10 protein-coding genes are annotated in these 10,378 nt (G+C 69.6%); 9 read left to right on the top strand and 1 reads right to left on the bottom strand.

From position 1 onward, the window contains the following. The coding region (locus JHC99_RS14280) for a DegT/DnrJ/EryC1/StrS aminotransferase family protein (protein ID WP_292155075.1) at positions 1-1,142 on the bottom strand (1,142 nt) is incomplete at its 3' end. A gap of 180 nt (positions 1,143-1,322) precedes the next feature. Here JHC99_RS14280 and JHC99_RS14275 point away from each other — a divergent pair. The 9 genes from JHC99_RS14275 (at position 1,323) to JHC99_RS14235 (ending at position 10,151) form a co-directional block, all read left to right on the top strand. Continuing rightward, positions 1,323-1,841 (top strand): HAD family hydrolase, encoded by a 519-nt coding sequence (locus JHC99_RS14275; RefSeq protein WP_292155073.1) that lies wholly within the window; start codon positions 1,323-1,325, stop codon positions 1,839-1,841. A 65-nt stretch (positions 1,842-1,906) separates the two neighbouring features. Beyond that, entirely contained in the window at positions 1,907-2,791 is an 885-nt protein-coding gene (locus JHC99_RS14270) for an alpha/beta hydrolase (protein ID WP_292155071.1), read from the top strand. 86 nt (positions 2,792-2,877) lie between these two features. Further along, on the top strand, positions 2,878-3,207 hold the full coding sequence (locus JHC99_RS14265) for a hypothetical protein (RefSeq protein WP_292155069.1): 330 nt from the start codon (positions 2,878-2,880) through the stop codon (positions 3,205-3,207). Positions 3,208-3,211: 4 nt separating this feature from the next. Further along, a complete protein-coding gene (locus tag JHC99_RS14260; protein WP_292155068.1) occupies positions 3,212-3,892 on the top strand; it encodes a response regulator transcription factor in 681 nt (226 codons plus the stop codon). A 25-nt stretch (positions 3,893-3,917) separates the two neighbouring features. After that, complete coding sequence (locus tag JHC99_RS14255) at positions 3,918-5,390, top strand: sensor histidine kinase (protein WP_292155066.1); 1,473 nt, start codon at positions 3,918-3,920, stop codon at positions 5,388-5,390. Between the two features lie 83 nt (positions 5,391-5,473). Further along, positions 5,474-6,838 (top strand): hypothetical protein, encoded by a 1,365-nt coding sequence (locus JHC99_RS14250; RefSeq protein WP_292155064.1) that lies wholly within the window; start codon positions 5,474-5,476, stop codon positions 6,836-6,838. Positions 6,839-6,856: 18 nt separating this feature from the next. Next, positions 6,857-7,711 carry a c-type cytochrome biogenesis protein CcmI gene (ccmI, locus tag JHC99_RS14245; RefSeq protein ID WP_292155063.1) on the top strand — a complete coding sequence of 285 codons (855 nt, stop codon included), beginning with the start codon at positions 6,857-6,859 and terminating at the stop codon, positions 7,709-7,711. Beyond that, complete coding sequence (ccmE, locus tag JHC99_RS14240) at positions 7,708-8,169, top strand: cytochrome c maturation protein CcmE (RefSeq protein WP_292155061.1); 462 nt, start codon at positions 7,708-7,710, stop codon at positions 8,167-8,169. The genes ccmI and ccmE overlap by 4 nt, the downstream gene beginning before the upstream one ends. After that, a complete protein-coding gene (locus JHC99_RS14235; protein ID WP_292155059.1) occupies positions 8,166-10,151 on the top strand; it encodes a heme lyase CcmF/NrfE family subunit in 1,986 nt (661 codons plus the stop codon). The genes ccmE and JHC99_RS14235 overlap by 4 nt, the downstream gene beginning before the upstream one ends. Positions 10,152-10,378 lie beyond the last annotated feature (227 nt).

Raw genomic sequence — 10,378 nt, 5'->3', positions numbered from 1 at the left:
GCGACGGCGGCGACGATCCGGTCCTGGGTCGCCTCGTCCAGATCGGAGTGCATCGGCAGGCTGATGACCACCTTCATCTTGGCCTCGGTCACCGGCAGGCCCTGCGGCCCGCGCGGGTGCATGTCATAGGCCGGCTGAAGATGCAGCGGGATCGGATAATAGACCGCCGACGGCACGCCGTGTTCGCGCAGGTGAACCGCCAGACCGTCCCGGTCCGGATGCTCGATCGTGTACTGGGCCCAGTTCGAGACGTTGCCGGCGGGCAGATGCGGAACCGCCGAGACGTGCGGCGCCAGCAGTTCGTTGTAGCGTGCGGCGATCCCCGTGCGCCACTCGATCTCTTCGCCGAAGACCTTCAGCTTCTCGATCAGGACCGCGGCCTGGACCGTGTCGAGGCGCGAGTTCATCCCGACCCGCATGTTCAGATATTTGGTCTCGTGCTCGAACGTCCGGCCGACGAGGTCCTGCGACACCGCCTTGCCGTGGACCCGGAAACTGTCGATCAGTTCGGCCAGGGCGTCGTCATTGGTCAGCACAGCCCCGCCGTCGCCATAGCAACCCAGCGGCTTGGCCGGAAAGAAGCTGGTCGTGGTCGCGTCGGCCCATTTCAGCGGATGCTCGCCGTCGATGGTGCAGCCGAACCCCTGCGCCGAATCCGAGATCAGCTTCAGCCCGTGCCTGTCGCAGATCGCCTTGATGGCCGGATAGTCCGCGGGCTGGCCGAACAGGTCGACGGCGATGACCACCTTCGGCTTCAGCTTGCCCTCGGCCAGGGTCGCCTCGATGGCGGCCTCCAGATGGCCGGGGTCCATGTTGTAGGTTCCGGTGTCGATATCGATGAAGACCGGCGTCGCCCCCGTCCAGGGCACGATCTCGGCGGTGGCGCAGAAGGTGAAGCTGGGTACGAAGACCGCGTCGCCGGGCCCCACACCCCAGGCCTTCAGCGGCAGGACCAGGGCATCGGTGCCGTTGCCGCAGCCCAGGGCGTGCTTCGCCCCCCCGAACGCGGCCAGGGCGGTCTCGAACTCGCGCACCGGCGGGCCCATGACATAGGCGCCGCTCTCGACGGCGGCCATCATCGCGGCCTCGATCCTGCCGCCGAGACGACGCCGCTGGGCCTGAAGATCGATGAAGGGCAGCATGGCGATCGCTTTCTTCTGGGGCCCGTTCCGCAGGACCGGCCGTGAGCGTTCCGGCGGTCGCTTCGGACGCGGCCGGCGTTTTGGTGTCGCGTCCCTATCGCATGACGGTTCCTGACACCAAACCCGATGGGGTCACATCGCGTTGCGACTTGCAACGCACGGGCCTAGACCTGCCCGGCCATGACCACACAAGCGCTCGTCCCGGCGGTCTTCCTCGACCGCGACGGCGTCCTCAACGAGGACACCCACTATCCGCATCTGGAAGAGCATCTGACGCTGATCCCCGGCGCGGCCGAGGCGGTGCGACGGCTCAACGGCCTGGGCTATATGGCGGTGATCGTGACCAACCAGTCGGGCGTGGCGCGCCGGCTGTTCACCCTGGACCAGATGAACGCCTTCAACGACCTGCTGGTGCGCAAACTGGCCGTTCAGGGCGCGCGGATCGGGGCGGTCTATGCCTGCCCCTGGCATTCCGACGGCTCCGACCCCGACTGGATCCACCCCGACCATCCGGACCGCAAGCCCAATCCCGGCATGATCCTGAAGGCCATGCACGATCACCCGATCGATCCGGCGCGCTCCTTCCTGATCGGCGACCGGGACTCCGACATCGAGGCCGCGCGACGGGCGGGTATTCCGGGCTTCCTGTTTCCCGGCGGCGACCTGTCCCAGTTCGTCGACGAGCTGCTGGGAACCTGAACTTTCGTCGGGTTCGCATTTCGTCACGCGATGAAATAGAGTCGCGACAAATCAGGAGTTTGGTCTTGCCGACATCGACCGTTCCCTATGCCGAGCGACGCTGGACGTCGCACGACGGGCTCAGCCTGTTCGCCCGCGACTATGCCCCGGGCTCGGGCGCGGCCCATCTGCCGGTCGTCGCCATCCACGGCCTGACCCGAAACAGCGCCGACTTCGACGCCATCGCGCCCCTGATCGCGCGGGGCGGCCGACGCGTTCTGGCCGTCGATGTGCGCGGGCGGGGCCGTTCGGACCGGGCCCCCGACCCCATGACCTATTCGCCCGAGGTCTATGCGAAGGACGTCCTGGCCCTGATGGACCAGTCGGGCATCGACCGGGCCGTCTTCCTGGGCACCTCCATGGGCGGGCTGATCACCATGGCGATCGCGGGCATGAAGCCGCGCATCGTGACCGCCGCGATCCTGAATGACATCGGCCCGGAGGTCTCGCCCGAGGGGCTTGCCCGGATCGCCGCCTATTCCGGCCAGGTGGTGGAGACCCCGACCTGGGCCGCCGCCGTCGACTATGCCCGGTCGATCAACGCCGTCGCATTCCCCCACTATGAGGACGCCGACTGGGAGGCGTTTGCGCGCCGCATCTTCCGCGAGGGCACCGAGGGCTCGCCGGTGCTCGACTATGATCCCGACATCGCCGTGCCGATCCGGGCGGCGGGGGCCAGGGCCCTGGTCCCCAACCTGTGGCCCTGGTTTCGCAAACTGGCGAAGAAGCGGCCGGTGCTGGTGGTGCGCGGCGCGACCTCCGACCTGCTCAGCGCCGAGATCGCGGCCAAGATGAAGAAGGCCGCACCCGCCATGATCCTGGCCGAGATCCCGGGCATCGGCCACGCCCCCATGCTGGACGAGCCCGAAGCCAAGGCCGCGATCTTCGAGTTCCTGTCCGATCTGCCCTGACACCCAGGGTTCGGTTCGACATCCTGACAAACCCCCGTAAGGTGGCGTTCAGACGCCGTTCAGAGCGGCTCGCCCATAAACAGCCCATGATCCGCGCCCACTCCCTTCTTCTGGCCCTGTTGATCGCCGCGACCCCGGTCGTGGCGTCGGCCGAGGGCGCGCGCTCAGGCTTCGGCGGCGTAGCCTCGGGCCAGATCGACGGCGGTCGCCGCGACAAGGACCGCGAGGAGGCCGAGAACGGCCGCCGCCTGTCGCTGGGCGAGGTCGTCCGCATCGTCCAGTCGGGCCGCGAGGGCCGGATGCTGGGGGTTCGCCCCTCCGGCGATACGGCGGTGGTGCGCTGGGAGTATCCCAATGGCCGGATCGCCGACATCACCGTGGACGCCCGCTCGGGCCGCATCATCGGAGAACGATAAGGCCATGCGCATCCTGCTCGTCGAGGACGACGTCGATCTGTCGCGTCAGTTGAAGACCGCCCTGTCCGACGCCGGCTATGCCGTCGATCACGCAGCCGACGGCGAGGAAGCCCATTTCCTCGGCGACACCGAACCCTATGACTGCATCATCCTGGACCTCGGCCTGCCCAAGATCGACGGGGTCTCTGTGCTGGAACGCTGGCGCCGCGACGGCAAGGCCACGCCCGTGCTGATCCTGACCGCGCGCGGGGCCTGGTCCGACAAGGTCTCGGGCTTCGACGCCGGGGCCGACGACTATCTGACCAAGCCCTTCCACACCGAGGAACTGCTGGCGCGCCTTCGGGCCCTGCTGCGGCGCTCGGCGGGGATCGCCTCGGCGACCCTGTCGTGCGGCGGTTTGCGTCTGGACCCGCGCGCGGCCCGCGCCACCGTCAACGGCGAGCCCCTGCGGCTCACCTCGCTCGAATACCGGCTGCTGCATTACATGATGATGCATCAGGGCCGGGTGATCAGCCGCACCGAGCTGGTCGAACACCTGTACGATCAAGATTTCGACCGCGACTCCAACACCATCGAGGTCTTCATCGGCCGGGTGCGCAAGAAGGTCGGACCCGACCGGATCGAGACCGTGCGCGGCCTAGGCTATCGGCTGACCCCCCTTGCCGGCGAAGCGGTCGAGGCGTGAGCCGCAACGACTGATGAATCAGGCCGTGAGCGAGACCCCCGCGGACGAAACGACGGGCGTCGAGACACCGGCTGCGGCGGGATCGGCGACTCCCCTGTCGCGCGGTTGGCGGCGCTGGCAGTTGGGGGCCGGCCGGTCCCTGACACGGCGCCTGGTCCTGCTGGCTGCGGCCTGGATTGCGGCGGCCCTGGTCATCACCGGCCTTGTCCTGACGTCCCAGTTCCAGGAATCCGGACTGCGGCGCCTCGGCGGTGTGCTCAACCAGACCATCGACACCTTGGCGCTGCGCACCACCGCTGCGCCGACCAAGGTGGTCGTCCCTCAGATTCTGGATGAACGCACCCAGCAACCCCTGTCGGGCAAATACTGGTCCGTGGCGGAGCCAGACGGAAACGGCGGGTTTCGCGTCCTCGCACGCTCCCTGTCGATCTGGGACAGCGACATCCCGGCACCGTCGAACCTGGTGGAGCGTCTGAACGCAGGCTTCGGACAGACCCTGACCTACAATGACGTCGGCCCGATCGGCGAACCCCTGCGCGTCGCCGCCACAATGAAAATTCTTCCGGGACGCCAGACGCCGATCATCTTCCTGGCCGCCATCGACCGGTCCGAGATCGACGCCGACACCCGCGACTTCGCCACCCTGACCTGGATTTCCCTGGCCCTGCTGGGGCTGGGCCTGATGGCGGCCGTCTTCATTCAGGTGCGGATCGGGCTGAACCCCCTCTATGACCTGCGCGTCGAGATCGCCAACGTCCGCCACGGCAAGGCCGCCCGGATCGAACGGTCCTATCCGATCGAGATCGCGCCCCTGGCCGAACAGGTGAACCGTCTGCTCGACCATAATCAGGAAGTCGTTGAACGCCAGCGCACCCACGTCGGCAACCTGGCCCACGCCCTGAAGACCCCTCTGTCGGTCATGCTGGCAGAGGCCGACGGACGCGACGAGCCCCTGGCCAACCTGGTCCGCCGCCAGACCGAGGTCATGAAGGGCCAGGTCGATCACCACCTGCGTCGTGCCCGCGCCGCCGCCCGTGCCGCCCACGGCCTGGGTGAGCGCACCCCCGTGCCCGAGGTGCTGGACGAGATGGCCGTCATGCTGGAGCGGGTGTTCCAGTCCAAGGACGTCGAGATCGACTGGCGCGCGCCCGACGAACTGGCCTTCCTGGGCGAACGCCAGGATTTGCAGGAAATCCTCGGCAACCTGATCGAGAACGCCTGCAAATGGTCGAAACGCCGCGTCCGCATCTCGGCCGGCGCCAGCGGCCTGGGCCAGATGATCGTGGTCGTCGAGGATGATGGCCCCGGCCTGCCCGAGGATCAGCGCGAGGGGGCCCTGAAGCGCGGTCAGCGGATGGACGAGGAGGCACCGGGCTCGGGCCTGGGTCTGTCCATCGTTGACGACCTGACCCGCGCCTATGGGGGACGACTGACGCTGGCGGCCAGCGACATAGGGGGGCTGAAAGTCATCCTTGAGCTTCCGGCCGCCGACGGCTGATCCCTCCGGACAGGCGGGAGAAACCGTTAACCTTCTCGTTTTAGGCTGACGGTCTCTGTTTTGCGGTCGTGGGGGCCGCCGTCATGTCCGATCTGTCGGTCGCTCATCGCGCCGCCCTGGCGCAGCTGATTGAAAACGTCCCCGACCGGACCTTGCGGCAACTCGCCCTCGCCGTCGCGGGCATGCCCGGCGACAAGGCCCGCACCCTGGAATCCATGCTGGCCCAGGCCGGGATCGACCGGGTCCGCCGCACCCACGCCCTGACGGCCATAGCCCCCATGTTCCGGTCCCGTCCGGACGGCGTTGTCGCGACCACCTTTCCGGCACCGGTCCTCGCCCGCCTGTGGAAGGCGGCCACGGCCAACCAGGCCGACGTCCTGGCCTATCTGGACCCCGATGAATACGGAGAGCGTGACGCCTATCGCGTGGCCGCTGTCTGTACGCGCCTGTACGCCGCCGGGGCCGCCGCCGTCCGCGATCAGACCGAGGCCGTCTGGCCCGCAAGCCTCGCCCCTGCCGACCGCGATGCCGGCCTCGTCGCCCTGGCCCGGGTCTGCGATCTAGGCGGCCTCGTGCATCGCGCCCTGCCCTCGCTCGGGGCCTGGGTCGGTCGGCCGGACGGGGACCAGGTCGCAGAGCTCCGCCTGCTGCTGCGCGACGCCGCCGCCATCTCGCCCGACGGGGCCCAGGAACTGCTCGACATCCTGTTCGCCCATCTGGACGACGCGCCGATGATCCTGCGGCTGGTCACCCATTCGTCCAGCGCCGCCGGCCGCGACAGCTTCCTGAGCGGATCGGAACTGGCCGTCTTCGTCGACCGGCTGATCGACGCGGCCGAAGACCGCGGCCGCAGCGTCGACACCTGGAAGGCGGGCCAGCCGGTCGAGACCCTGCATCACGCCCTGGCCTGGATCGCGACCTTCCTCACCGAGAGCGATGCCACGGTCCAGATCCATCCCGACACCGCCTGGGGCAAGCGCATCCGTCAGGTCCGGCTGGGGGTGTCCAAGACAGTCGGCGCACTTCTGGGGCGCGTCCAGCGCGCGGTGACCCCGGCCCTGCCCATGACCCGGGTCCAGACCGCCGGACGGATGACCCGCGAAATGCCGCAACTGGACGTGCCCCTCGACCCCGCGACGACGACCGCCGCCCAGGACGCCCTCGACCTGGTGCGTATCCTGCGCGCTCCGGCTGGCGTCTTTGGATGCGAGGCCCAGCGTATCGGTCTGGTCAAGGATCTGACGACCCAGGCCTTCAACTACGCCGATCTGGCGCTGGAAGAGATCAACGCCGGCGACGTCACTGACGAGGCCCTGGCGATCCGCCGGGTCGAGCTGGCGGCGGACTTCCTGGATCGTCTCGAAGCCGTGGATCAGGCCCGCACCATGCGACGCCGCGTCGCGGTGGCGGGCCATGGCCCCCAAGCCCACTCGCCCCGAGCCGCCTGACCCGCTAGAGGGTCTGCGATGATCGCTTTCTGGATCCTGGCCGCCCTTGCGACCGCGCTCGCGGCCTGGCTTGTGCTGACCGGCGCGCGCCTTGGCGTGGACGCCGGTGCCCTGGGCGCGCCCGACCTCGCCGCCGCCGAACTGGGCGAGCTGGACCGGCTCAAAGCACGCGGCCTGCTGGGCGAGGACGCCTTCGCCGCCGCCCGCGCCGAGGCCGCGCGCCGTCTGATCGCGACGCCCGAAGAGATCGTCCCGACAGCGACCGGCAGCCGGGTCGAGCAGCGCATCCTGCTGGCCGGGCTGGCCCTGACGGCGCTCCTCGCGGCCGGCCTCTATATCCCGACCGGCACGCCGGGCCTTCCGGACCAGCCCTATGGCGCGCGGGTCGATGAATGGGCGACGGGCACCACGCCGCTCGAACCGGTTCAGGTCGCCGCCGTCCTGGCCCGCGACGCCGCCGCCGAACCCGAAAACATGCAGCTGCAGTCCATGCTGGGCGCCGCCCGCTTCCAGGCCGGAGACTCCATCGGCGCGGCCTCCGCCTTCCGCCGCGTCCTGGCCGTCGACCCCAACGACGCGCGCAGCTGGGCCCGGCTGGGCGAAAGCCTGGTCCGGTCCCAGGACGGCGTCGTCGGCGCCGACGCCGAGGCCGCCTTCCGCGAGGCCGCGCGTCGCGATCCGGGACAGCTCGGAGCCCTGTATTTCCTCGGCGAGGCCGCGATGGCGCGCGGTGACGTCGCCGGCGTGCGCGTGACCTGGACCCCCCTTATCGCGGCCCTCGACCCCGCAGACCCGCGCCGCGCCGACCTGGTCCGCCGCCTCGCGCGGCTCGAGGCCGGAGAGCGTACGCCGCCGCCACAGGCCGCGTCATGAGCTGGCTTCCCCGATCACCCAAGGCCCGCCGTCGCCTGTGGATCGTCGCGGCCGCCGCCCCGATCCTGGCCCTGGCTGTCGGCCTGTCGCTGTGGGCCATGAACGACAGCGTGACCTATTTCTTCTCTCCGTCCGAGGCGACGGCCCAGGCCGCCCCTCCCGGCCGTGACGTCCGGCTGGGCGGTCTGGTCGAGGCCGGCAGCGTCGAGCGCCATGGGGCCGAGACCGCCTTCTCGATCACCGACAACGCCGCCGTCACCCGCGTCGTCTTCCAGGGTGACCTGCCCGACCTGTTCCGCGAGGGCCAGGGCATCGTGGCCCAAGGGTCGTTCCGCCCCGACCGCACCTTCGTCGCCAGACAGGTCCTGGCCAAGCACGACGAGACCTATATGCCGCGCGAAGTCGCCGACCGCCTCAAGGCCAAGGGCGAGTGGCGGCCGGCCCAGACCCCCACATGATCGTCGAATTTGGCGGCTTCATTCTGGCGCTGGCCCTGGCGCTGGCGGTCTTGCAAACGACGATGGCCACGGCCGCGCGCATCCGCTCGAACGCCGTCCTCGCCGGCGCGGCGAACGGAGCCGCTTTGGCCTGCGCCGCCGCCGTGGCCCTGGCGTTCGGGACCTTGATCCTGGCCTTCGTCAGCTCGGACTTCTCGGTCGCCAATGTCGCGGCCAACAGCCACACCGACAAGCCCATGCTCTATAAGGTCGCCGGCGCATGGGGCAGCCATGAGGGGTCGCTGCTGCTGTGGTCGCTGGTCCTGACCGGCTTCGGCGCGGCCCTCACCCGTGCCAGAGGATTGCCGTTCGGGCTCAAGACCTGCGCCGTCGCGGTGCAGGGGGCCTTGGGGGCCCTGTTCCTGGCCTTCGCCCTGTTCACCTCCAACCCGTTCGCCCGGCTGAACCCGGCCCCGTTCCAGGGCGCGTCGCTGAACCCCCTGCTTCAGGACCCGGCGCTGGCGATCCATCCGCCGCTGCTCTACCTGGGCTATGTCGGGTTTTCGGTGACCTTCTCGCTCGCCGTCGCCGCCCTGATCGAAGGCCGTCCGAACTCCAGCTTCTGGCCCGCCTGGGGTCGCTGGGTCCGGCCCTGGGCCCTGGCGTCCTGGGCCTTCCTGACAGTCGGCATCACCTTGGGGTCCTTCTGGGCCTATTACGAGCTCGGCTGGGGCGGCTGGTGGTTCTGGGATCCGGTCGAGAACGCCTCCTTCATGCCCTGGCTGGCCGGTGCCGCACTGCTGCACTCGGCGGTGGTGACCGAGCGGCGCGGAGCCTTGGCCGGCTGGACGGTGTTTCTGGCGCTTCTGGCCTTCACCTTCTCCATGCTGGGGGCCTTCCTGGTCCGGTCCGGCGTCCTGACGAGCGTTCACGCCTTCGCCGTCGATCCCGAGCGCGGCCTGATGCTGTTGGCCATCCTGGGCCTGACGGCGGGCGCGGCGTTTGCCCTGTTCGCCTGGCGCGCGCCCAACCTGAAGGGCGGCGGGGTGTTTGCCCCCGTCAGCCGCGAGGGATCGCTGGTCCTCAACAACCTGTTCCTGACGGCGGCGGCGGCGACGGTTCTGCTGGGCACCCTGTATCCGCTGATCATGGAGGCGGCGACGGGTACCACCATCTCGGTCGGCCCACCCTATTTCGCCCTGACATTCACCCCCCTGATGGTGGTCGCCTTCCTGATCCTGCCTGCCGGGCCCCTGCTGGCGTGGAAGCGCGGTGATCTGGTCGGGGCGGGCCAGAGGCTGGCTCTGGCCGGAGCGCTGGCCCTCGGCTGCGGCTTCCTGGGCTGGCTCGCCTTCGCGCCGAAGAAGGCCATGGTCGCTGCCGGGATCGCCGTCGGGGCCTGGCTGATCCTGGGGGCCCTGGCCGAGGTGGTCGAGCGTATCCGCCTGTTCCGCGTCCCCGGAACCGAGACCCTGCGCCGCATCCGGGGCCTGCCGCTCGGCGCCTGGGGCATGACCCTGGCCCACGCCGGCCTCGGCGTCTTCGTGCTGGGGGCCGTGGTCGAGACCGGCTTCAAGGCCGAGACCGCCGCCGCCCTGCCACTCGGGGGCCAGATCACGGTCGGTGCCTATTCCGTCCGCCTGGACAGCGTCCGCATCCACGAGGGCCCCAACTATCTGGCCGAACAGGGCAGGCTGACCGTCACCTCGGCGCGCGGCCGGATGGAAACCGTCACCGCCGAGCGCCGCTTCTTCCCCGCCGGCGGCCAGACCACCACCGAGGTCGGCCTCGACTTCCGGGGTCTGGACGACGTCTATGTCGTCATGGGCGAGCGCCGCGCCACCCCCGAGGCCGCCCAGGCCTGGACGGTCCGCGCCTACTGGAACCCCTGGGCCCGACTGATCTTCCTCGGCCCCATGATCATGGCCCTGGGCGGCCTGCTGTCCCTGCTGGACCGGAGGCTCAGGATCTGGGTGCCGGGCCGCAAGAGGGCCTCGCAATGAGCCTCAACATTACCGCTCATCCCCGCGAAAGCGGGGACCCAGTGCTGTGGGCGCGGCCGTGTGTAAGCCAAGAACCGGACCCACATCCCACGCACCTTGCCTCACTTAAGAACTGGGTCCCGGCTTTCGCCGGGATGAGCGGAATCTTGGTTTTGTTGTTCGCGGTGGTCCTGACGGGCACCGCCGCCCTCGCCGAACCCGCCGCCGTCCCCGACCAGCCCCTGGCC

Origin of the sequence: Brevundimonas sp., assembly GCF_016463485.1 — a bacterium.
Taxonomy (GTDB): domain Bacteria; phylum Pseudomonadota; class Alphaproteobacteria; order Caulobacterales; family Caulobacteraceae; genus Brevundimonas.
The sequence above is the reverse complement of the archived record's forward strand: the minus strand, read 5'-3'. Positions and strand labels throughout refer to the sequence as shown.

Excerpts from the sequence above, each read along its gene's own strand:
- JHC99_RS14275 (WP_292155073.1), top strand. The coding sequence starts at position 1,323 with ATGACCACACAAGCGCTCGTCCCGGCGGTCTTCCTCGACCGCGACGGC.
- ccmI (WP_292155063.1), top strand. The coding sequence starts at position 6,857 with ATGATCGCTTTCTGGATCCTGGCCGCCCTTGCGACCGCGCTCGCGGCC.
- JHC99_RS14260 (WP_292155068.1), top strand. The coding sequence starts at position 3,212 with ATGCGCATCCTGCTCGTCGAGGACGACGTCGATCTGTCGCGTCAGTTG.
- JHC99_RS14235 (WP_292155059.1), top strand. The coding sequence starts at position 8,166 with ATGATCGTCGAATTTGGCGGCTTCATTCTGGCGCTGGCCCTGGCGCTG.
- ccmE (WP_292155061.1), top strand. The coding sequence starts at position 7,708 with ATGAGCTGGCTTCCCCGATCACCCAAGGCCCGCCGTCGCCTGTGGATC.
- JHC99_RS14250 (WP_292155064.1), top strand. The coding sequence starts at position 5,474 with ATGTCCGATCTGTCGGTCGCTCATCGCGCCGCCCTGGCGCAGCTGATT.
- JHC99_RS14265 (WP_292155069.1), top strand. The coding sequence starts at position 2,878 with ATGATCCGCGCCCACTCCCTTCTTCTGGCCCTGTTGATCGCCGCGACC.